21 protein-coding genes are annotated in these 21,252 nt (G+C 72.6%); 10 read left to right on the forward strand and 11 right to left on the reverse strand.

Features of this window, described 5'->3' with window-relative positions; genetic code table 11:
- Positions 1-51: 51 nt before the first annotated feature.
- Both IH48_RS0103955 and IH48_RS0103960 read right to left on the reverse strand, forming a co-directional pair.
- On the reverse strand, positions 52-1,020 hold the full coding sequence (locus tag IH48_RS0103955) for an endonuclease/exonuclease/phosphatase family protein (RefSeq protein WP_234434110.1): 969 nt from the start codon (positions 1,018-1,020) through the stop codon (positions 52-54).
- Between the two features lie 221 nt (positions 1,021-1,241).
- Positions 1,242-1,724: a DUF7144 family membrane protein gene (locus IH48_RS0103960; RefSeq protein ID WP_234434111.1), complete on the reverse strand. Its 483-nt coding sequence runs from the start codon at positions 1,722-1,724 to the stop codon at positions 1,242-1,244.
- A gap of 192 nt (positions 1,725-1,916) precedes the next feature.
- On the opposite strand from IH48_RS0103960, the gene IH48_RS0103965 reads away from it, so the two are divergent.
- The 4 genes from IH48_RS0103965 to IH48_RS0103980 all read left to right on the forward strand — a co-directional run bounded on the left by IH48_RS0103965 (position 1,917) and on the right by IH48_RS0103980 (position 5,559).
- The gene (locus IH48_RS0103965) at positions 1,917-2,348 is read left to right on the forward strand and encodes a hypothetical protein (RefSeq protein WP_030899093.1); all 432 of its coding nucleotides are present in this window, start codon (positions 1,917-1,919) and stop codon (positions 2,346-2,348) included.
- Positions 2,349-2,572: 224 nt separating this feature from the next.
- Positions 2,573-3,670, forward strand: a complete 1,098-nt coding sequence (locus IH48_RS0103970) for a MerR family transcriptional regulator (RefSeq protein WP_030899096.1) — start codon at positions 2,573-2,575, stop codon at positions 3,668-3,670.
- 364 nt (positions 3,671-4,034) lie between these two features.
- The gene (locus IH48_RS0103975) at positions 4,035-4,613 is read left to right on the forward strand and encodes a GNAT family N-acetyltransferase (RefSeq protein WP_030899098.1); all 579 of its coding nucleotides are present in this window, start codon (positions 4,035-4,037) and stop codon (positions 4,611-4,613) included.
- Between the two features lie 277 nt (positions 4,614-4,890).
- Positions 4,891-5,559 carry an alpha/beta fold hydrolase gene (locus IH48_RS0103980; protein ID WP_030899102.1) on the forward strand — a complete coding sequence of 223 codons (669 nt, stop codon included), beginning with the start codon at positions 4,891-4,893 and terminating at the stop codon, positions 5,557-5,559.
- Positions 5,560-5,581: 22 nt separating this feature from the next.
- On the opposite strand, the gene IH48_RS0103985 is transcribed toward IH48_RS0103980, so the two are convergent.
- Positions 5,582-6,433, reverse strand: a complete 852-nt coding sequence (locus IH48_RS0103985; RefSeq protein ID WP_030899104.1) for a methyltransferase domain-containing protein — start codon at positions 6,431-6,433, stop codon at positions 5,582-5,584.
- Between the two features lie 185 nt (positions 6,434-6,618).
- Complete coding sequence (locus IH48_RS37340) at positions 6,619-7,644, reverse strand: Lrp/AsnC family transcriptional regulator (RefSeq protein WP_037840821.1); 1,026 nt, start codon at positions 7,642-7,644, stop codon at positions 6,619-6,621.
- Between the two features lie 190 nt (positions 7,645-7,834).
- Between IH48_RS37340 and IH48_RS0103995 the strand changes: the two genes are divergently transcribed.
- A complete protein-coding gene (locus IH48_RS0103995) occupies positions 7,835-8,773 on the forward strand; it encodes an alpha/beta hydrolase (protein WP_051839052.1) in 939 nt (312 codons plus the stop codon).
- A gap of 37 nt (positions 8,774-8,810) precedes the next feature.
- Here the strand turns inward: IH48_RS0103995 and IH48_RS0104000 are convergent, their stop codons facing one another.
- Positions 8,811-9,608, reverse strand: coding sequence for a phosphatase PAP2 family protein (locus tag IH48_RS0104000; RefSeq protein WP_051839054.1), 798 nt, complete (start codon positions 9,606-9,608; stop codon positions 8,811-8,813).
- Positions 9,609-9,794: 186 nt separating this feature from the next.
- On the opposite strand from IH48_RS0104000, the gene IH48_RS0104005 reads away from it, so the two are divergent.
- Positions 9,795-10,193 (forward strand): BlaI/MecI/CopY family transcriptional regulator, encoded by a 399-nt coding sequence (locus IH48_RS0104005; RefSeq protein WP_030899116.1) that lies wholly within the window; start codon positions 9,795-9,797, stop codon positions 10,191-10,193.
- 56 nt (positions 10,194-10,249) lie between these two features.
- On the opposite strand, the gene IH48_RS0104010 is transcribed toward IH48_RS0104005, so the two are convergent.
- Entirely contained in the window at positions 10,250-10,945 is a 696-nt protein-coding gene (locus tag IH48_RS0104010) for a CE1759 family FMN reductase (protein WP_030899118.1), read from the reverse strand.
- Positions 10,942-12,018: an LLM class flavin-dependent oxidoreductase gene (locus tag IH48_RS0104015; RefSeq protein ID WP_030899121.1), complete on the reverse strand. Its 1,077-nt coding sequence runs from the start codon at positions 12,016-12,018 to the stop codon at positions 10,942-10,944. Before IH48_RS0104015 ends, IH48_RS0104010 begins: the two co-directional genes overlap by 4 nt.
- Positions 12,019-12,246: 228 nt before the next feature.
- Between IH48_RS0104015 and IH48_RS0104020 the strand changes: the two genes are divergently transcribed.
- The 3 genes from IH48_RS0104020 to IH48_RS0104030 are packed head-to-tail and all read left to right on the forward strand — an operon-like array spanning position 12,247 to position 14,848.
- Positions 12,247-13,407, forward strand: coding sequence for an ABC transporter ATP-binding protein (locus IH48_RS0104020; protein WP_030899124.1), 1,161 nt, complete (start codon positions 12,247-12,249; stop codon positions 13,405-13,407).
- The gene (locus tag IH48_RS0104025; RefSeq protein ID WP_078849439.1) at positions 13,404-14,186 is read left to right on the forward strand and encodes an ABC transporter permease; all 783 of its coding nucleotides are present in this window, start codon (positions 13,404-13,406) and stop codon (positions 14,184-14,186) included. The genes IH48_RS0104020 and IH48_RS0104025 overlap by 4 nt, the downstream gene beginning before the upstream one ends.
- The gene (locus tag IH48_RS0104030) at positions 14,183-14,848 is read left to right on the forward strand and encodes an ABC transporter permease (protein ID WP_030899127.1); all 666 of its coding nucleotides are present in this window, start codon (positions 14,183-14,185) and stop codon (positions 14,846-14,848) included. Before IH48_RS0104025 ends, IH48_RS0104030 begins: the two co-directional genes overlap by 4 nt.
- A 99-nt stretch (positions 14,849-14,947) precedes the next feature.
- On the opposite strand, the gene IH48_RS0104035 is transcribed toward IH48_RS0104030, so the two are convergent.
- The 4 genes from IH48_RS0104035 to IH48_RS33000 all read right to left on the reverse strand — a co-directional run bounded on the left by IH48_RS0104035 (position 14,948) and on the right by IH48_RS33000 (position 19,633).
- On the reverse strand, positions 14,948-15,634 hold the full coding sequence (locus tag IH48_RS0104035) for a GTP-binding protein (protein ID WP_078849440.1): 687 nt from the start codon (positions 15,632-15,634) through the stop codon (positions 14,948-14,950).
- A complete protein-coding gene (locus IH48_RS0104040; RefSeq protein ID WP_051839141.1) occupies positions 15,585-16,022 on the reverse strand; it encodes a DUF742 domain-containing protein in 438 nt (145 codons plus the stop codon). The genes IH48_RS0104035 and IH48_RS0104040 overlap by 50 nt, the downstream gene beginning before the upstream one ends.
- Before the next feature lie 61 nt (positions 16,023-16,083).
- A complete protein-coding gene (locus IH48_RS0104045; RefSeq protein ID WP_030899133.1) occupies positions 16,084-16,554 on the reverse strand; it encodes a roadblock/LC7 domain-containing protein in 471 nt (156 codons plus the stop codon).
- A complete protein-coding gene (locus tag IH48_RS33000; protein ID WP_234434112.1) occupies positions 16,541-19,633 on the reverse strand; it encodes an ATP-binding protein in 3,093 nt (1,030 codons plus the stop codon). Before IH48_RS33000 ends, IH48_RS0104045 begins: the two co-directional genes overlap by 14 nt.
- Before the next feature lie 520 nt (positions 19,634-20,153).
- Here IH48_RS33000 and IH48_RS0104060 point away from each other — a divergent pair.
- On the forward strand, positions 20,154-21,119 hold the full coding sequence (locus IH48_RS0104060; RefSeq protein ID WP_030899136.1) for an ABC transporter substrate-binding protein: 966 nt from the start codon (positions 20,154-20,156) through the stop codon (positions 21,117-21,119).
- Positions 21,120-21,252 lie beyond the last annotated feature (133 nt).

Here is a 21,252-nt window from a genome sequence, read left to right on the forward strand (position 1 = left end):
CTCACTCGTACGGGTCGTGCTCCGCCCATCCTGCCCTCCCCGTCACCCCCGTCACCCGTGCAGGTCGAGGCGGACGCGCAGGGCCCGGTGGTCCGTGCCGGACAGATCGATGAACCGCGCCTCGCGCACCTGGAATTCCCGGCTGACGAGTACGTGGTCGATCTGCACGCCCAGCGGCCGCGGCGCCGCGTGCGGCCAGGACGGGGTGTGCGCGGCCCCGCCGTACAGGGCGCTGTCGCGCAGGCCGCCCGCCGAGAGCAGGTGGCGGAAGGCCGCGTGGTCGCGTGTCGCGTTGAAGTCGCCCGCGACGATCCCGGGCGTGCCGTCGCGGGCGGAGGCGGCCGCGTACGCCTGGATCCGGCCGAGTTCGGTGCGCCAGGCCGCCACCTGGCCGGAGATCGGGGGCAGCGGGTGGGCGAGTTGCAGCCGTACCGCTCGGCCGCCGATCGTCGCGACCGCGCCGGGCATCGCCATCGTCGAGGGGATGCCCGCCGTGTTCCGCAGCGGGTAGACGGACAGGATCGCCGACCCCTTCGAGCCGTCCTGCCTGACGACGTTCCGGTACGGATAGGCCGTGCGCGGCAGCCGCTCCAGCAGCGCGGAGCAGCGCAGCGAGCACTCCTCGACGAAGACGATCCCGGGCTTTTGCCCGTGCGCCGTCTCGCGCCGCACCTCGTCGATCAGCCGGGGCGCGGCCTGGCCGAACTCGACGTTGGACGTCAGGACGCTCACGTGGGCGACGACGGGACCGGGCGGCGCGGGCGCGGTCTCGCCCGCCCCGAAGGGCCGCGCGAACCAGGCCGTCACCGCGAGCACCACCACCGCCCACAGCGCGCCCGCGCGCCACCGCAGCGCGGCCGCTGCCGCGAGCGCCGCGCCCGCCGGCACCAGCAGCCAGGGCAGTGGCGCGAGCAACTGCGTGACGGGCGTGACCGCGTCGGTCCCCAGCACGCGGCACGCCACGACGACGGACACGACGAGCAGCGTCAGCCCGGTGGCCCAGCGCGCCAGGCTCAGCACCAACGGGCGCCGGGGGCGGGGCGGTTGGGCGCGGGGCCGATCGGCGCGCGACGGCATGGGCGTGGACGTGGGCAACCGGCGGCCTCTCGGGCGTCTGGCGGGCGTACGGGCGGTGGCGGTGGCGGTGGCGTGGACGGAGTCGGCCGGCGCGTACGGCGGGCCGGGCCCGCCTGCGCGCCGTCCGCATCCCTACCCACCGGGCCGCCGGCCTCACGCCGGCCTCACGCCGACCTGCGGCCTCCGCGGTCCCAGGCCAGCGACCAGATGACGAAGACCGAGACGCCGAGCGCCAGGATCGCCCAGACCGGCGCGTACGGCAGGAACATGAACTGCGCGAACACGTTCAGTGCGGCCAGCGCGATGCCGGTCATCCTCGCCCAGGTGGCGCCGCGGAAGACGCCGAGCCCGACGATGACCATCAGCACGCCGAGCGCCAGGTGGATCCAGCCCCAGCTCGTGAGGTTGAACGAGTACACGTAGTTGTTCACGTGCGCGTAGACGTTGTCCCTGGCGATCGCGACGATGCCCTGGAGTATGTCCATGACGCCGGAGACGACGAGCAGCGTGCCCGCGAAGAGCGTGCCGCCCGCCGCCCAGACGGCGGCCGCGTCGTGGTCGTGCCGTCCACGTCCGGTACCCGCGTCGTGTCCCATGCCCATGTCGGAACCGGTGCTACGGGGGTGTTGTGCGGTGTTGTGGCTCATGTCCTCATGGTGCGCCCATTCGGGCAAAAGGGATATTTATCTCGTTTTCACCCTCGTTGACCTGCACATTCGGCCGCCGGGCTTGCCCGGGAGCCCGGCAGAGGCATGACCGGCGCCGGGAGGGTTACTCGTGCGCCGGAGATCCGCGAACTCGTGAACGGGGCATGAGGCGCAGGCGAAGGAGGCACCGGCATGGCTCACGCAGAACCGTCTCCCCGGCGGGCAACGACCAGGCGCCGCCCGGGCGTTCCGCAGCAGATGCACCCGGCGGCCGTCGGCACGGCCCTGATACTCGGCATCGCCGTCGGCGCGTTCGCCGCCTACCTGGCACGCGACGGCGGACCCGCCACCTTCGGGCAGCTCTGGCTCGCCCTGGCGTCGGGCTTCGGCTTCGCCGCGATCTGCTTCACACTCACGCGCGCGGGCCACCTCATGTCCCGCGAGTTGCGGGCGCTGCTGTGGGGTGTGCTCGTCGGCGGCACGGTCGGCTTCCTGCGCAGCGTGGGCGGCTTCAGCAACTACCGCTCGGTGTGGATCGGCATCGTGATCGGCCTCGCCACCATCCTCGTGACCTGGTACTGGTGGTACACGCACGAGCGGCCGTCGGACACGGGCGAGGTGTAGGGGCGAGACGTGGGGGCGGCACGCCGGACTGGCGTGGCCGCCCGCCCCCGTCCCCTGTTCCCTGTCCCCTGTCTCACCGTGAGTCCAAGATCCCCTACCCGGAGTGCGGGAACCGCGATGGTTGACCTTGCCCGCGGGGGAAGCCCCAGCATCGTCCGTGCCGGGCGGAAACGGCCGCTCGGCAGGGGAAGGGCAACGGGGTGGGCGTGAGCGAACCGGGTGCGGTGGCACGGCTGACGATCGGCGCGTTCGCGAGCGCCTGCGGGCTGTCCGCGAAGGCGCTGCGGCGCTATGACGAGCTCGGGCTGCTCACGCCCGCGTACGTCGACGCGTTCACCGGCTACCGCTACTACAGGCCCGAGCAGTTGGAGCGGGCCAGGCTGGTTGCGTGGCTGCGCCACATCGGCATGCCACTGGCCCGCATCCGGCTCGTCTGCGACCTGTTCGCAACCGATCCACCGGCCGCGGGCCGGGAGGTCGAGGCGTACTGGGCGCGGGTCGAGGCCGAGACGGCCGCCCGCCGCGACCTCGCTGCCTTCCTCGTCGAGCATCTGACGGGCGGTCCCACGGACCGGCCGGAGAAGGGGACGGCGGTCATGGAACGGTCGACGCTGGGGATCAGGTACGCATCGCGCACGGAGCGCGGCCTCGTCAGGGAGGTCAACCAGGACGCGGTGTACGCGGGCGAGAGGCTGTTCGCGGTCGCGGACGGCTTCGGCAGGGACGGTGCGCCCGCGGGCGAGGCGGCGATCGGCGCGCTGCGCGCGGGCATCCCGGCCGGTGCGGCGGGCGCCGACCTGCTGAACGTGCTGGCGGGGTCGATGGCGGACGCCAACCGCGCCGTCGAGCGGTTCGAGGACTCGGGCACGACGCTGACGGCGATGGCGTGGACGGGCTCGCAGCTCGCGCTCGTGCACATCGGGGACACGCGCGCGTATCTGCTGCGCGACGGCGAGTTGTTCCTCGTCACGCACGACCACACGGTGGTGCAGTCGATGGTCGACGCGGGCGACCTCGATGCGGCGGAGGCCGCGTCCCATCCGCAGCGTGCCATGCTGGTGCGCGCCCTGACCGGCGGCGACGAGGGGCTGCGCGCGGACGTGCGACTCCAGGACGTGCGGGCGGGGGACCGCTACCTGCTGTGCTCGAAGGGCCTGTCGGTGGTGGTGGCGCAGCCGGAGATCGATCGCACGCTCACGGCGCCGCCGGGCGGTACGCGGCCCACCCCGCAGGAGGCGGTCCACGCGCTGACGGCCCTGGCCCACGAGGCGGGCGCGCCGGACAACGTGGCGTGCGTGGTCGCGGACGTGGTGGCGCTTTGACGCTCCACGACTACGCGTGCGGCGGGCGCGCCGGCCGCTACGGGCATCTGCGGCTGGAGGCGGACGAGTCCCGCCGGGCCCGCGCCTGCCGCTCGGCGCGGGGCCGGTGGGCGCGGGCGCGGAGCCGCTGCGCCCGGTGGGCATCAGGGTGGCGAGCGACGCGTCGGCGAAGGCCACGGACCGTAAGCGGGGGCTGCCCGTTGACGATGTGAGCCCGGTGATCGCGAGGGTGGTGCCCCGGCGGGGGCCTATGCCCCGCTGCGGGCCGCCACCGGTCCCCCGGTGGCGGCCCGAAAACCCGTTGCGAGCGGCCCGCGCCGAATGTCTGATGGGTCGGCCGCCACCGACCAGGGAGCAGACAAACATGAGCGACTCGCTGCACGTCCCCGAGTTGCGCACCGCCCGCCTTCGGCTGCGTGCCTTCGAGGACGCGGATGCGAACGACCTCTTCTCCCTGCACAGCAGCGCACACGTCCTGCGTTACTGGGACTCGCCCCCGTGGACCGAACGCTCGCGCGCCGAGAAGTTCCTCGCCACGTGCCGGCGGATGGAGCAGGAGGGCACCGGGCTGCGGTGGGCCGTGGACCGTGTCCCCGACGGGGCGTTCATCGGCTGGTGCACACTGAACAACTGGAACCCGGACTTCCGCAGCGCGTCGCTCGGCTACTGCTACGACGACGCGGCCTGGGGCCACGGCTACGCGACCGAGGCCGCGCGCGCCCTGCTGGACTGGGCGTTCGACACGCTGGACCTGAACCGCGTCCAGGCCGAGGTCGATACGCGCAACGGGGGTTCCGCCCGTGTGCTGGAGAAGCTCGGCTTCGTGCACGAGGGCACGTTGCGGGAGGACTGCGTCGTGGCAGGCGACGTCTCCGACTCGTGGGTCTACGGGCTACTCAGGCGGGAGTGGCAGCCGTCGCCCGAGCCGGCCGCCGGCTCCTGAGCTCCGCCCCCGAGTGCATCCACTGCCCGTGCATCCGCAGGCGACCTGATCAGCGCCGGCCGGTGCGCGCACCTGCGGCTTCAGTTCCTCGGCGAAGGCTCGCAGGAGGCGAGGACGCGGAACAGTTCCAACTGCGCCTGGCGTTGGCGTGGTTGCGGCGTTGGCCGGCCACGGAGAACGCGACCCTGGCCGGCCAACGCCGGAGGGCCGGAACTCCGAACCGGATGACGCCGAGGCAGCGTGCCCGATGCCGCGGCCTTGAGAGAAAGAGACGATCATGGCGACGTTCATCCTCGTGCCCGGCGGTTGGCACGGCTCCTGGTCGTTCGAGGCGGTGGTCCCGCTGCTTGAGCGGGCCGGCCATACCGTCCACGCCCTGACCCTGACCGGTCTGCGGCCTGACGACGACAGTGCGACGGTCGCGGCCGCCAACCTCGACACGCACGCCGACGACGTGTTGCGGCTCCTCGATCGCTCCCGGATCAGCGACGTGACGCTGGTCGGCCACAGCTACGGCGGGATGGTGATCGCCGCGGCTGCTGATCGTGCAGACGGCCGGGTCTCACGCCTGGTGCATCTCGACGCGTACGTACCGCGCGACGGCGAGTCCTGCTGGTCGTCGACGACCGAGCGCTACCGCGAGGTGTTCGCTGTCGGAGCCGCGGCCACCGGCTACGCCGTCCGGCCACCGGACGGCGGCGATCCGCGCCGCCGTCCCCATCCCCTCGCGTCGTTCCTGCAGACGGCACGGCTGTCAGGCGCAGTTGATCAGGTCCCCCACCGGGAGTTCGTCTACTGCTCGGGCTGGGAGGATCGGACGCCGTTCGCCGGACTGCGCAGCCGGCTGCTGGCCGAACCCGGTTGGCGGGTGACCGATCTGGCAACCGGTCACGACGCCATGCACGAAGCCCCGGAGGCGGTCACCGCGCTTCTGTTCGGCGCGTGATCGCGGGCACGTCGGCGCACGGTCACCGCGGCCAGTACACCGTGACCAGCACCGAGACGGTGACCTGACCGGGTAGGAGGACGTCGACGTCCAGGTCCGCGCGGCGCAGGTGGCGTGCGCTCGGTGTCATCGCCACCAGGTCCAGGGACTCCGGCCCCGTCAGGGGTGCCGCGTACTCGACGTGTTCGGTGACCGCGGCGTCGAAGAACGAGTCAAGCGCCCGGTGCAGGCGCTGCTCCTTGCACGGATCGACCGTGACGGCCGCAGGCAAGCGGCCGTGCAGTTCGGCCAGGTGCCGCCCGGTGGGGCGGACGACGACCAACCGGCCCGTCGGGCGCAGCACGCGGTGGAACTCGGCCGGATTGCGCGGGGCGAACACATCAAGCACGACATCGGCCGCCCCGTCGGCCAGGGGGAACGGGCGGAAGACGTCCCAGGACGCCGCGGCGGCTCGTTCGTGGGCACGGGCCGCCGAGCGCAGCGCCCGTACCGATGTGTCCAGGCCCAGGCCATGGGCTCCGGGCAACCGGTCGAGCACACCGGCCAGGTAGTAGCCCGTGCCGCATCCCACGTCGACGACCGTGGCCTGCCGGGGCGCGGCGCCGGCCGCCAGGCGGGCCGCGGCTTCGCGGAGGGGCGCGTAGGCACCGGTGGACAGAAAACGGCTACGGGCACGGACCATGGCCGCGTCGTCGCCGCTGGTGGCGCGGGCGCCCGTCAGCAGCCCGGCGTAGCCGTGGCGAGCGACGTCGAAGGAGTGGCCGGCCGAACAGCGCAGCGCACCGCGGTCGAACGCGAGGTCACGTGCGCGGCACGTTGGGCAGCGCAGCAGGGCGAGGGACAGTTCGAGGGCAGGGGGAAGCGACACGGGCACAGGGCACTCCTGACACAGCTGAAGGGAAGGGACCGTGCCTGCACGCGCGCTCAGAACGTCACACAGGGAGCGTGGCGCACGCGGCAGGCACACCAAGGAGGGCGATGCCGCCAGGCGTCGCCCTCAGTGCCTTCCGGTCAGAGGAAGCAGCAGTGCGGGATGCTCATGAATGCCACACCGTGATTCTACGAGCGGCGATGGTGTTCCACCGTGGTGAGTGCCGGGGTGCGTTTGACGACCCGGCTGACGACCGCCGTCTCGACGTGGCTGATGCCCAGGCCGGTCAGGTCGCGGGAGAGGAAGCCGTAGAGGGCCGCCAGGTCGGGGAAGTACGCGGCCGCGTGCAGGTTCGACGGGCCCGACGTCGCGTACGCGCCGTGTACCGACGGATGGTCGGCCAGTGCCTGTCCGGTCGCGGCCAGGTGGTCGGGGGTCACGTGCAGCAGGAGCTTGGCCTCGATGGCCAGCCCGAGGCGGTGGGGGTCCACCAGGACCTGGGTGATCAGACGGCCCTGGGCGGCCAGTTGGGCCAGGCGGCGGCGCACCGTGGACTCCGGGTGGCCGGTGCGGGCCGCCAGGGCCGCCGCGCTCAGGCGCGCGTCGGGCGCAAGCGCCTCGACGAGGGCCTGTTCCAGGGCGTCGGTGTCGACGCCGTACAGGTCGGGGGAAGGCGGGACGGAGGCCGTCTCGGCGGCTGGGTCCAGCCGGGTCAGCGCCGCGCGTTCCGGTGCGGTCAGCGCCTGGTGGCGCCACTCGGAGGTGAAGCGGAAGGCGTGCAGGATCGAGGCGCTTTCCAGTGACGTCACCGCCTGGGTGGAGGGCAGTTGGCGGAAGACGAGGGGATCGCGCGAGCCCGGTTCTGTGGCGGTGACCGCGAAGATCTCGTCGCCCGAGGTGGTGACGTCGATGAACGGGATGTCGTCGCGCGCCGCGAGCGCGGCGACGATCGTGTCGAGCTTCCCCCGGAGCACACGGATGCGCAGGAACAGGGCGCCGGTCGCGCCGCCGCCTCGGGGCAGCGCGACCGGTGAGACCACCACACGCACCGTGCCGTCGGCGCCGAGCGCGTGCAGGCGGCGGCGCACGACGGCGGGGCTGAGGCCCAGCACATGGGCCGCGCGCTCCGCGGTGAGCCGGCCGTCGCACTGCAGCGCGGCCACCAGCCGCTGGTCCGTGGGGCTCAGTACGGAATCCGCCGATGAGCGTGCCATGGAGACGAGTTTCGCCCATCGAGCGGCCGTGCGCCGCCCGTTTCGCGGGCCGCGCCCAAGGATGGAAAGCGACTGCTCCGCGCCGCAGGAAGGAGGCACCCGATGGTTCTCGACCCGCTCGTGTGGTTCCCCCGCTGACCGCCCGGCCACCTGATCAGTTCGGAACGACCCATCGACCACGGAGGTTCGCGTGACCGCGTTCGAAGAACGGCAGGAAGAACGGCAGGGGGAACGGCGGAAAGTGCGCTTCGCCAGCGGTGACACCTCGTGTGCCGCCTGGCACTATCCGGGCACCAACGGCGGCTGCGTGATCATGGCCGGCGGCACCTCGGTGACGAAGGAGCCGGCCTCGGACCTGTTCGCCGCGCGGTTCAACGCCGCCGGTTTCGCGGTCCTGGCGTTCGACCACCGGCGGTTCGGGGAGAGCGGGGGCGCGCCGCGCCAGATCGTCCGCTTCGGCGAGCAGATCGACGACTGGCACGCCGCGATCGAGTGCGCTGCCGGGCTGCCGGACGTCGATCCGGACCGGATCGCCGTGTGGGGCTTCTCGCTCGCGGGCGGCCATGTCTTCCGTGTCGCGGCAGACCACCCGCGCCTGGCCTGTGCGATCGCGCAGACGCCGCTGGTCGACGGGCGCAGCATCGCCCCGAACGCGCTACGCAGCATGCCACCGTCCGCGGCGGTGCGGCTGTTCGGCCGGGGCGTCGGGGACGCGCTCGGGAGCCTCGCCGGGCGTCCGCCGCTGCTCGTCCCGACGGCAGGGCCACGGGGCGCGGTCGCCTCGCTGACCACACCGGACGCCATGGACGGCGACCGGGCCCTCGATCCGGGCGGCCGCCACACCGGCTGGGAGCGGACGGTCGCGGCACGGATCATCCTGGGGCTCGGCGGTTACCGGCCGGGACGGCACGCGCCCCGGATCCGCTGCCCCCTGCTGGTCGTGGTCTGCGAGCAGGACCGGAGCGTGCTCACCGAGCCCGGCGTGCGGGCCGCCGGAAACGCGCCACGGTCAGAAGTGGTTCGCCTGCCAGGATGCCATTACGCGCCGTTCCTGGAGGCGCACGAGCAGGCCGTCGCGGCGGAGATCTCGTTCCTGGGCAGGCATGCGGGGGGACGCGACCCCGAGTGAGACGGCTCGTGCCGGGCCCGGCTCAGCCCGTCCCGCGTCAGAGAGCCGGGTCGGTGGGGCGGCGCTCGGCGCGGCCCGGGTCCCCGGGCGGGGCGTCGAAGCGGGCGGCATCGGCGCGGTAGGTGTCAGGACCGCCTGCATCGGGGCGTGCGGTCTCGGCGCGGACCGGGTCCGCCGGGCGGGAGCGGCCCGCTGCGTGGGCTCCGCGGGGGGCCGCCGTCAGGACCGGTTGGAGGAGCCCGCCGCCGCGCAAGCGGCCCACGAGGGGCGTGGCGAAGCGGCTGAGGACCCTGCTGGCCAGGTACGCGACCGGCACGGCGATCACGGCGGCGCCGACCACGTCGTGCGGGTAGTGGTCGCCCAGGTAGACGCGGGTGAAGCTCTCGAAGACGGCGAAGGCCGCGGTGACCACCGCGAGGCGCCGGTCGAGCAGCCACAGCGCGGCGACCGTGGCGAACGCCGTGGTGGTGTGGCCGCTGGGGAACGCGTAGTCGCTGCGTACGGGGCAGGGGTCGACGAAGTACGCGTGCGGCACCGAGTAGCACGGCCGCACCTCGGCCACGGCCTTCTTGATGACCTCGGCGACCGCGAAGGCGAACACCACCGCCACCGGTGCGGCCAGGGCGCGCGTCATGGCGAGGTTGTCGCGCCGGCGGGCGTTCCAGAAGCCGATCACCATGAGCACCGCGAAGACGCCGAGCCCCGTGTTGGTCCACCAGTCGAGCGGCCCGTTCAGCCAACGGGTCGACTTCGCGATGCCGGTGACCGACGTGAACAGCGAGCCGTCGATGGACGAGCCGTCGAAGGCGAGCTGGACGGTGGAGTGGAGGGTCATCGGGCCAGTCTCCCAAGGACGGAAGGGACATGCGGGTCCGGCCCGTCACTCGCCGTGCGTGAGGGCGCGTAAGTGCGCCGGACCCGGCATGGCGTGCGGATGTGGCAGACTCGGCGATCAATCAACTTCTACACAATGGTAGAAGTTCCCTGGGACTGTAAACGATGCCGGGAGGCGGGCCAACTCTTGAACGCCGGACCTGCTCCCGGGGAACGGGAACGCCGTCCCGGCGGGGCGCTGGAGGCCGAGGTGCTCGCCGTGCTCCAGTCGTCGCCGCAGGCGCTGACCCCCGGCGAGGTGGGCAGGCGCCTCGGCGAGGGGCTCGCCTACACCACCGTGGTGACGGTGCTCTCCCGGATGTTCGACAAGGGGCTGCTGACCCGCGGCAAGCGCGGCCGCGCGTACGCCTACGCGCCCGTCGCGGACGGGCACGGGCTGACCGCCCGCAGGATGCGGCAGGAGCTGGAGGCCGACTCGGACCACGGGGCGGTGCTCGCCCGGTTCGTCGCGGACCTGTCGGACCGCGACGAGGGGCTGCTGCGGCAGCTGCTCGGCGAGGTGCCCGAGGCCCCCGAGGGCACGTGAGCCCCCGGGGAGTCCCCGGGTGAGCCCCGGGGGCGCTTGAGCACCGGCCGGGAGCGTCAGGCGAGGTCGGCGAGCAGCCGGGCGAACGGGACGACCTCGTCCTCCGCCCCGCCGTCCGCCGCCTCGCCGTCCTCCGCGCGCGCCGCCGGAACGGTCGCGGTGGGCGCCACGCCCACCGCACCCGTCGTGCCCCTCGCGCGGCCCAGCAGCTCGGCGAACTCGCGCGACGCGCGCGCCACGCGCCCCGGCAGGCCGCCCGCGTGCGTGTCCGCGGCCGCACCCCAGTCGTCGGTGGCCGCGAACACGGCCGTCGGCAGCGTCAGCGCGTGCAGGTACGAGAACAGCGGACGCAGCGCGTGCTCGACGACCAGGGAGTGGCGCGCGGTGCCGCCCGTCGCGGCCAGCAGCACGGGTGTGCCGGTCAGGGCGTCCGGCTCGACCAGGTCGAAGAACGACTTGAACAGCCCGCTGTACGACCCGGCGAACACGGGCGTCGCGACGATCAGCCCGTCCGCCTCCGACACGGCCTGAAGCACCTCGCGCAGCGCCTGCGACGGCCAGCCCGAGACGACGTTGCCCGCGATGTCCATCGCCAGGTCGCGCAGCTCGACGACGCGCACGTCCGCGTCGAGGTGTTCGTTCACGCCCGCCACCAGGCGGTCCGTGAGCAGCCTCGTCGACGAGGGCTTTCCGACGCCGGCCGTGACGGCGACCAGTTTCGTGCGGCCCGCATCCCTCACGTCCGCGGTCATGTCCTTGTCCTTTCGACGGCCGGGTGCGCGGGCGGTGCGTCCGGGACGTCCGCCGGGCGGCCCGACGCGAACTCCTTGCGCAGCACCGGGACGACCTCCTCGCCCAGCAGGTCGAGCTGTTCCAGGACGGTCTTGAGCGGCAGTCCCGCGTGGTCCATCAGGAAGAGCTGGCGCTGGTAGTCGCCGAACGTCTCGCGGAAGGACAGCGTCTTGTCGATGACCTCCTGCGGGCTGCCGACGGTCAGCGGCGTCTGCTCGGTGAACTCCTCCAACGACGGGCCGTGCCCGTAGACGGGCGCGTTGTCGAAGTACGGGCGGAACTCGCGCACCGCGTCCTGCGACCTCGCCCGCATGAACACCTGCCCGCCGAGCCCGACGATCGCCTGCTCGGGCGTGCCGTGCCCGTAGTGCGCGTACCGCCGCCTGTACAGCTCGATCAGCTTCTGGAAGTGGCCCTTGGGCCAGAAGATGTTGTTGGCGAAGAACCCGTCGCCGTAGTAGGCGGCCTGCTCCGCGATCTCCGGGGACCTGATGGAGCCGTGCCAGACGAACGGGGGCACGCCGTCGAGCGGGCGCGGTGTCGAGGTGAAGCCCTGGAGCGGGGTGCGGAACCTGCCCGTCCAGTCGACCACATCCTCTCTCCACAGCCTGTGGAGGAGTGCGTAGTTCTCCACGGCGAGCGGGATGCCCTCGCGGATGTCCTTGCCGAACCACGGGTAGACGGGTCCCGTGTTGCCGCGGCCCATCATGAGGTCGACGCGGCCGCCCGCCAGGTGCTGGAGCATGGCGAAGTCCTCGGCGATCTTCACCGGGTCGTTCGTCGTGATCAGCGTCGTGGACGTGGACAGGACGAGCCGCTCGGTCCGCGCCGCGATGTAGCCCAGCATGGTCGTGGGCGACGACGGCACGAACGGGGGGTTGTGGTGCTCGCCCGTGGCGAAGACGTCGAGTCCGACCTCCTCCGCCTTGCGCGCGATGGCGACCATCGCCTCGATCCGCTCGTGCTCGCTCGGCGTACGTCCGGTGGTCGGGTCGGCGGTCACGTCGCCGACGGTGAAGATCCCGAACTCCATCGCGCACTCATCCCTTCCGTGCCGCGTGATCCGCCGGGCCGGCGGCCACACTGGTTGAAATTTGAACTAATCATGGCAACGGAAGCACCCCGTCCCCTATTCCCGCCGCGCCGCCGCACGGCGGCGCCCACCGCCCGCTCACCCGCGGTGTCTACACTTGCGCACCTGCGATCGTCGCTCATCGATCGTTTCCCAGCCCGGTGCCCGGACCGAAGGGTGATTGGTGCCTTGATATCCATCGAAGCTGTCAGCAAGAGGTATCCCGACGGCACCGTCGCCGTCGACGGTCTCTCCCTGGAGGTCCCCGACCGGTCCATCACCGTTCTCGTCGGCCCGTCCGGCTGCGGCAAGACCACGACGCTCCGCATGATCAACCGCATGATCGAGCTGACCGGCGGCAGGATCCTCATCGACGGCGAGGACATCCAGCACAAGCCCGTCAACGCGCTCCGCAGGTCCATGGGCTACGTGATCCAGAACGCGGGCCTCTTCCAGCACCGCACGATCGCCGACAACATCGCCACGGTCCCCCGCATGCTCGGCTGGTCCAAGGCCAGGGCGCGGGAGCGCTCCATGGAGCTGATGGAGCGCGTCGGCCTCGACACGTCCATGGCCAAGCGGTACCCGTACCAGCTCTCCGGCGGCCAGCAGCAGCGCGTCGGCGTCGCACGCGCCCTCGCCGCCGACCCGCCGGTGCTGCTCATGGACGAGCCGTTCTCCGCCGTCGACCCCGTCGTACGGCGCGGGCTCCAGGAGGAGTTGCTGCGCATCCAGGAGGAGCTCGGCAAGACCATCGTCTTCGTCACGCACGACATAGACGAGGCGATACGCGTCGGCGACATGATCGCGGTGCTGCGCACGGGCGGCAGGCTCGCCCAGTACGCGGCCCCGGACGAGCTGCTGTCCACGCCCGCCGACGCGGCTGTCGAGGACTTCCTCGGCGCGGACCGCGGCATACGCGGCCTGTCCTTCTTCGGCACGCAAGCGCTCAGCGTCGACCCGGGCGGCGTCGTCGCCTCCGACGCCACCGCGCAGCAGGTCTCCTCACGCGCCACCGAGGGGCTCGCGCACCTCCTCGTCGTCGGGGTCGACGGCCGGCCGCTCGGCTGGGCCGACGCGGCGCGTCTGCGCAAATCCGGCGCCGCGGGCGCGGGCCCCGAGGGCGGCCCCGCGGAGCTCCTGCCGCACGGGCAGGTGTTCCGGCACGGCGAGGACTCGCTGCGCGTCGCGCTCGACTGCGCGGTCCTGTCCCCGACCGGCTGGGCCGTCGCCGTGGACGGCGAGGGGCGCGCCGTCGGCGTCGTCTCGCAGGAGCAGATCGCCGCCGGGATACGCGCCGCCCACAGCCAGCGCGGCACGGCGCCCGTGGACGTGGGAGCCGCTCGATGAACAACGGCTTCTTCCACATGCCGAGCGACCTCCAGCACTCCTATCTGGGGCTCATCGGCCTCCACCTGCAAGAAGCGCTGCTGCCCGTCGCCATCGGCCTCCTGCTCTCGCTGCCGATCGCGCAGCTCTGCGTACGCTTCAAGTGGCTCTACCCGCCCGTACTCTGGGCCACCACCGTGCTCTACGCGATACCGTCGCTCGCGTTCTTCGTCGTCCTCATCGACTACACCGGGCAGACCAAGACCACGGTCGTCATCCCCCTCAGCCTCTACAGCCTCGTCGTCCTCGTGCCCGCGATCGTGGACGGGGTGCGGTCCGTGTCCCCCGAGACGCACGCGGCGGCCGTGGCGATGGGCATCGGGCCCGTGCGCCGCTACCTCCAGGTCGAGCTGCCGATCGCGGTGCCCGCCATCTTCGCCGGCCTGCGGGTCGCCACCGTCTCCAGCATCAGCCTGGTCAGCGTCGGCGCCCTCATCGGCAACCAGGGCGCGCTCGGCAACCTCCTGCAAGACGCGATGACCTTCCACCGGCCGATCTACGCGGTCAGCTCCGTGGTCACCACGGCCGTCCTCGCGATCCTCGCCGACACCGCGCTCGTCCTCGTGCGCGTGGCGCTGACGCCGTGGCTGCCCAAGAGCGGCAGGCGCGCGCTGCGCGGCCGTGACAAGGCGCGGGCCGCCGGCGCCGCCGGTGCCGGTACGGGCACGGGCCCGGTCACGGGCGAGCCGCTCGACGGCGGCACGACCGACGTCAGGCCCACCGCGGGGAGCACGCTGTGACCGTCATCCACTTCATCACCGCGTTCTTCTCCGACGGCGCGCACTGGCACGGCTACGACGGCATCCCCACCCGCCTCGTCGAGCACGTCGAGTTCTCGCTCATCGCGCTCGGCATCGCCGCGGCCGTCGGCCTGCCCGTCGGCCTGCTCACCGGGCACTACGGGCGCGGCGGCAACGCGCTCGCGCTGCTGGCGACGGCGGCGCGCGCGCTGCCCAGCTTCGGCCTGCTCGTGCTGCTGTTCGTGCTGATGGGCCTGAGCAAGCTGCCGGTGCTGATCCCCCTGGTGGTGCTGGCCATCCCGCCGATCCTCGTCACCACGTACGAGGCGGTGCGCACCGTCGACCCGCCGCCGGTGGACGCCGCGCGGGGCATGGGCATGCACTCGATGAAGATCCTCTTCCAGGTCGAACTGCCCGTCGCGCTCCCGCTGATCCTCAGCGGCCTGCGGTCGGCGGCGATCCAGGTGGTGTCGACCGCGACCATCGCCGCGTACGTGAGCTTCGGCGGGGTGGGCCGGTACATCATCGACGGGCTCTACCAGCGCAACTACGAGAAGGTGGTGGGCGGCGCGACGCTCGTCGCCGCGCTCGCCCTCGCCACGCTCGGGCTGTTCGGCCTCGCGTCGCGGTTCGCGGTGTCGCGGGGCGTGCGGCAGCGCTGAACGCGGCGGCGCCGGGCGCCCGCGAGGCGAGAGACCTCGCGGGCGCCCGGCGCGTTCGCTGTCCGCCGTCCGCTGTCCGCCGTAGCCGCGGCGACCGGCTCAGGCGCGACCCTGAGCCCGTTCCACGCGCTCCAGGGCCAGTTCGAGCACGACGAGCAGCGTGTCGCGCACGGAGCCGCGCTCGCGCGCGTCGAACACCGTCACCGGCACGTGGTCGGAGACGTCGAGCGCCCAGCGGACCTCGTCCAGTTCGTACTCGACCTTGCCGTCGAACGCGTTGAGCGCGACGGCGAACGGGATGTCGCGGTTCTCGAAGTAGTCGACGGCCGCGTAGCAGTCGTCGAGGCGTCTCGCGTCGACGATCACCAGGCCGCCGAGGGCGCCCTCCACCACGTCGTCCCACATGAACCCGAACCGCTCCTGCCCCGGCGTGCCGAACAGGTAGAGCTTGAGCGTCGGGTCGAGGGTGATGCAGCCGAAGTCCATGGCGACCGTCGTGGTCGTCTTCTCCGGGGTGTGGCTCAGGTCGTCGACGCCCGCGGCGACCGTCGTGATCGCGGCCTCCGTGGTCAGCGGCTCGATCTCGGAGATCGACGCGACGGTCGTCGTCTTGCCGACGCCGAAGCCCCCCGCGATCACCATCTTCACGGGCAGCGGCGGCTGCTGGACGGCCGCGTCGGCGGCGCCGAGTACGGCTGGGGCGCCAGGAGCGCCGGGGGACACCGTGCCTGACGGGTCAGCCTTCACGGAGGAACCCCCTGGAGTCGGGGACGGTGCGGAGACCATCGATCACCCTTCGAAGAACAGAGGCGTCCTGGGCGGCGTTCGCCCGGGGCACATAGACCCGCAGGCGCCCCTGGGCGCGCAGGTCGTCGGCGATTACACGGACCACGTTGAGGTGCAGCCGCAGCCGTGCGGCGAGCTCCGCGAGTGACTGCGGGCGACGGCAGGCCGCGATGATCTCGCGGTGCTCGGACGCGAAGGAGTCGAGCGCGGCGATCCCGCCCGACGTCGCGACGACCTGCGTCTCGATCGGGATCGGCGGGCCCTTGCTCGTGCCCGCCGTGCCCGCGACCCGGCCCGCGGTCAGCAGGAAGGGACGCACGGCCGAGGCACGGCCCACGCCGTCCTCGTCGAGCGCTCCGTCCCCCTCGACCGGTTCTTCACCAGCCACCTTCACGATCCCTCCCGGGGCGCCCGGTCCGCCCGGCCCGGCGGAGTGCGGCCGTTTCCGGTCACCTTGTCGGTGAAACGCCCACATTGTTCTTCAGTTCCAGCACCAGCTGCGGGCTGAGGGCCGCGCCGACGCGGTTGGCGAAGAGCTGCATCTCGTAGGCGATGTTGCCGAGCTTCGCCTCCTTGGAGGCGACGACGCCGAGCACGGCGCCGTTGCCGATCGCCGAGACCAGGACGTGCCCGCTCTCCAGATCGATGATCACCTTGTTGAGCCCGCCGAGCCCGTAGTTGCCCGACGCGCCCATGGCCAGGCTCGTGATGCCCGACACGATCGCGGCGAGCCGCTCCGAGTCGGCCGGCGCGTCCCGCCGTGACACGGCGATCAGCAGCCCGTCGGACGAGACGGCGATGGCGTCCACGACGCCCGCCGTCTCGGTGGCGAACCGGTTCAGCAGCCAGGTGAAGTCCGCGGCCGCGGCTTGTACGTCGGTGGGTTCCGGCGGATTCTGCCCGGCGTCACCTGTCCACATCGTCACTGGCCTCTCTGTGCATTCCCTGCGGTTGCGGTCTTTGCGGTCTTTGCGGATTTTCCGGACTTTGCGGACGTTCCGGGGGCGCGTCGTGGTCGGCGCGCTGCACGGCCGCCTCGAACTCGTCGATGGCGTCGCGCGCCGCCTGCGCGTCGGCGGGCCGCCAGGCCCGCGGGACGGTGCGCGGCAGCTCGTCCGCGAACCGGCCGCGCCCCTGGAGCGTCGCACCGCGCACCCGGCGCCGCAGCGGGCGGGGGGCGTCGGAGCGGTCCGCGTCGTAGGGGTGGCCCTGCGGCGGCGGCGCCTGGCGCGGTGGTTGCGGCGGTAGCGGCGGTTGTCCCGCTTGCGGCGGTCGTGGCGCCGGGGGTGTCTGCGATCCCTGTGGCGCCTGCGGTGCTTGGGCTCGCTGTGTCGGATAGTTCACGCGGCCGTCCGGTGTGGGGCGTTCGGGTTGCTGGGGGGCCCGCTGCGCCGTGCGGCGCGGCAGCGGCGGCACGCCGCCCGCGGGGGGTGGCGCCTGGCCGGGCCGCCGGCCCGGTCCTCCTTCCTCGCCCGCACCGTGGCCGGGAGCGCGGGTGCCGGGCGTGCTTGCGCCCGGCCGTTGGCCGTCGACCGGCCCTGCGGGCCCGCCGTACGGGCTGCCAGGAGCCTGGCCCTGGAGCCCTCCCGGGGACCGGTCGTGGGCCGTGGCGAAGGGCTGTTCGTGGGAAGGTCCGCCGTCCTGCCCCGGGGCATGGCCCGAGGGCCTGCCTGGCGCCGCGCCCAGGCCCTGGCCGGCCTCGTTCTCCGCGGGCCTGTACGCACGCGCCTGGGCCTGGTCGGCGCGTGCGCGCCCGCCCGGGCGCTGCCCCGCACCGCCGTACTGCCCCGCACCGCCGTACTGCCCCGGGCCCTGCGCGCCGCCCCGGGCGGACGGCGGGCCACCCTGGGCGGACGGCGCGTGACCCGGTGCGGTCGGCGCGGGCCCGGGCAGGGGACGTGCGGCGCCCGCGGACGGTGCGGCGCTCACCGCGCGCCGGTCGGGCACGGCCGCGAGCGCACGCGGGCCGACCTTCGGCACCGGTCCTGCCAGCAGCAGCGACGGCGGGACGAGCACGGCCGCCGTCGTGCCGCCGCCCGGCGTGCGGCTGAGCGCGACCCTGATGCCCCAGCGGCGGGACAGGCCGCCCACCACGAACAGGCCGAGCACCTTCGTCGGCACCAGGTCGAGGCGTTCGCGGCGCACCAGGCGCGCGTTCTCCTCGTCGAGCCGCTCCTGGCTCATCCCGAGCCCGTGGTCGACGATCTCGACGAGGGCGCCGTCCCCGTCGTCGCCCTCGGTGCGCGAGCGCACGATCACCTCGACGCGGCTGCCCGACGGCGAGAACGCGACGGCGTTCTCCAGCAGTTCGGCCAGCATCAGCGTCAGGTCGCCGACGATGTCGGGGATGACGGTGACGTCGTTCTCCGCGCGCGGCGCGACCCGCTGGTAGCCCTCGATCTGGCCGAGTGCGGCCCGTACGACGTCGGTGAGCGCGGTCGGGCCCGTCTCCGGGGTGTCGTCCCTGATGCCGGCGAGCAGCAGCAGGGACTCCGCGTTGCGCTGGAGGCGCACCGCGATGTGGTCGATGCGGTAGAGCCGCTCCAGCACGTCGGGGCTGGTCTCGCCGCGCTCGACCGCGTCGATCAGGGTCAGCTGGCGAACCGTCAGGTTGGAGACGCGGCGGCCCACGTTGCCGAACATCTCGGCGATGTTGCGCCGGCCGAGCACCTGCCGTTCGAGCAGCGCCGTGGCCGTGGCCTGCACCTGGTTGAACGCGGACGCCAGGTCGCCGATCTCGTCGCGCACGGGCACCGGCACGGCTTCGAGGCGGGGCGGCGCGGTGTCCTCGGAGTCGTCGTCGGCCACGCGCGCGAGCTCGCGGCCCGCCAGGTCCGCGACGCGCTGCGCCGCCTCGGTGAGCGCCTGCACCGGGCGGATGACCGAACGGCGCGCGAGTACGGAGAAGGCGAGCCACAGCGCGAAGCCGACGAGGGCGGCGCCCAGCAGGTAGACCGCGCGCCACCAGGCCGCGTTGGACGCCGAGTCGGCGTCCGAGGCGATCTGGCCGATCAGGGAGCGGGTGATCCGCAGCCGGCTCGCGGCCTGCTGCTCGTACGTGGGCTGCGCGGCCAGCGCCGTGCTCAGCGCGTTCTGCACGGCCAGGTGGCCCTGCGCGACGAGCGCGCCCGGGTCGACCTGGAGCGCCGCGTACTGCTGGCCGATGACGTTCTGCGACCCGCCGCGCTCGATGCCGGCCAGCTCGCGGCCCTGGCGCGTCGTCGCGTACCGGGAGAACCGGTCGGCCTGGTAGCTGTACTTGGCGTACTCGCCGACAGCGCCGGTGAACTCGATCAGCGCGTTCGGGTCGCCCGTGCGCGCGGCGAACACGCTGGTCTCGAAGGACGCGTGCGCGGTGTCGGCGCGCAGCAGCGCGTCCAGCACGTTGGCCGACGAGGTCGCCGAGCGGTCGGGGGACGAGCCGAGGCCGAGGCCGTCGATGAGGTCGCCCACCGCCGCGGTGTAGGCGGGGTCGATGTTGTCGGCGGGCAGCGGACCGCTCTCGACGGTGTCACGGAGCGCCGACAGGCCGCCGATCTCCTTGAGCGCCTCGCTCTCCTGCGGGGGCAGTTCGTCGCCGAACGCGGCGGCGACGGCCCGTGCCTGGGCGTCGGTGCTCTGCTGGGCCTCGCGGTAGCCGGCGGTCGCCGTCGTCCTGGCCTGCTTGAGGCCGGCCTCGTAGTGCAGGGAGACGAGGAGGGCCTCACGGTGCTCGTTCTGCAGGCCGTCGATGAGCCCGGCGACCTCCCGGCTGTTGCGCACGAGGCGGGAGGTGGCGGCGGCCGACCGTGCCTGGTCGATCTGCTGGTAGGTGACGTAGACGAGCATCGCGGCGATGGCGGCGATCGGCACCACGACCATGACGTTCAACTTGCGCCGGAACGGCCACCGTTCGAGCAGGCCCGAGGCGCGTCGCCGCAGCCTGGCCATCGGGGAGGGGCGCCCGGGCGCCGCTTCGCCGTCCCCGAAGTCCCTCTTGTCCCTCCTGTGCGTGGGCACCAAGCCTCCTCGGCTGTACGCCCGTTCTGACTGGTCAGGGCGCGGTGGCCGGGAATTCCGGCCGTTCGGCGAGCGGAAACCAACTCAGTCGGACCACGCGTGAGCGGTCCGGGACCGAGGAATGAAGATTATCTAGTCGCCCTACGGTGACGTCTACGACCCCACGAAAGAATTGACCCCATCGATTCGCTGCACGTGACAACAATTGCCGCGCGCACATGACCGGATGCGATCACGCCACGAGCGCACGGCGAACGCGTCGGAGTCAACTCCTGAACGCGCCCGAGCCGCCTTCCGAACGAATCGCGACCGGTACCGACCGGGCGGTTTGCGGCGACGACCGAATGATGTCAATCGGTAACAAGAAACCCTTGACTCACAGAGTCCCCCTGGCTTGGATCGACACCATGTGTTTCCAGGGCCCCGTCAACCATGCGTGCGGCGCGCCCTCGGTTTCCCCACATGTTCACGCGGCGCGTCTTCGGCGCGCGGCGTCTCATCCCCCCGATCCGACCCCAGGTTGGCAAACGTGACCGTAATCGGTAACAGCCGCAGACGTGCCCTCACAGCCGCGGTGGCCCTCGCGGCCGCAACCACGGCGCTGGCCGGCTGTTCTTCCTCCTCCTCGTCCGGCAAGGGCTCGAGCGACCCGCTCCAGAAGCCCGCGGCAGGCGGCGACACCGTGGTCGTCGGTTCCAACAACTTCGCCGAGTCGATCCTCCTCGGCGACATCTACGGCGAGGCACTCAAGGCCAAGGGCCTGAAGGTGACCTACAAGCCGAACATCGGCAGCCGCGAGACCACCTACGGCCTCATGAAGAACGGCACGCTGACCGTGCTCCCCGAGTACAACGGCGCGCTGCTCGCCTACCTCGACCCCAAGGCGACGCCGAAGACGGTCGAGACCACGCAGGCGGCCGTCACGGCCAAGCTCGACCCGAAGCTCCAGATCCTGAACCCGGCGCCCGCGCAGAACAAGGACGCCGTCGTCCTGAACGAGCAGACCGCGAAGAAGTACGGCCTGACCTCGAAGTCGACGATCGCCGACCTGACCAAGGCCGCGCCCGACCTGGTCATCGGCGGTTCGCCGGAGTTCCAGACCCGGCACCAGGGGCTCGTGGGCCTCAAGTCGGACTACGGGCAGACGTACAAGTCCTTCAAGGCGCTCGACGCGGGCGGCCCGCTCACGATCGCGGCGCTCAAGGCCAACAACATCCAGGCCGGTGACGTGTTCACCACGGACCCGAGCATCGCGAAGGACAAGTTCGTCGTCCTCCAGGACCCGAAGAACCTGTTCGGGTTCGAGAACGTGGTGCCGCTCGTCCACAAGTCGAAGCTGCCGCAGAAGGGCGTGGACGCGCTCAACGCGGTCTCGGCGAAGCTGACCACCGACTCGCTGCTGGCGATGGACACGAAGGTGCAGGCGAAGAGCGCGGACCCGCTGGCGGTCGCGCAGGCCTGGCTGAAGCAGGCCGGCCTGAGCTGACGCCCGCGTTCCGCGCGTCCGCGCGCACCACCGCCGTCCGGGGCCGCCCCGGGCGGCGGTTCGCGTTTGCCCGCCCGGGGGCGTACGGCGGCACCTCGCGCCGCCCAGGGCCGTAATCCGGTTGCGCCCACGG

Source organism: Streptomyces sp. NRRL F-5126 (assembly GCF_000721265.1).
GTDB lineage: Bacteria > Actinomycetota > Actinomycetes > Streptomycetales > Streptomycetaceae > Streptomyces.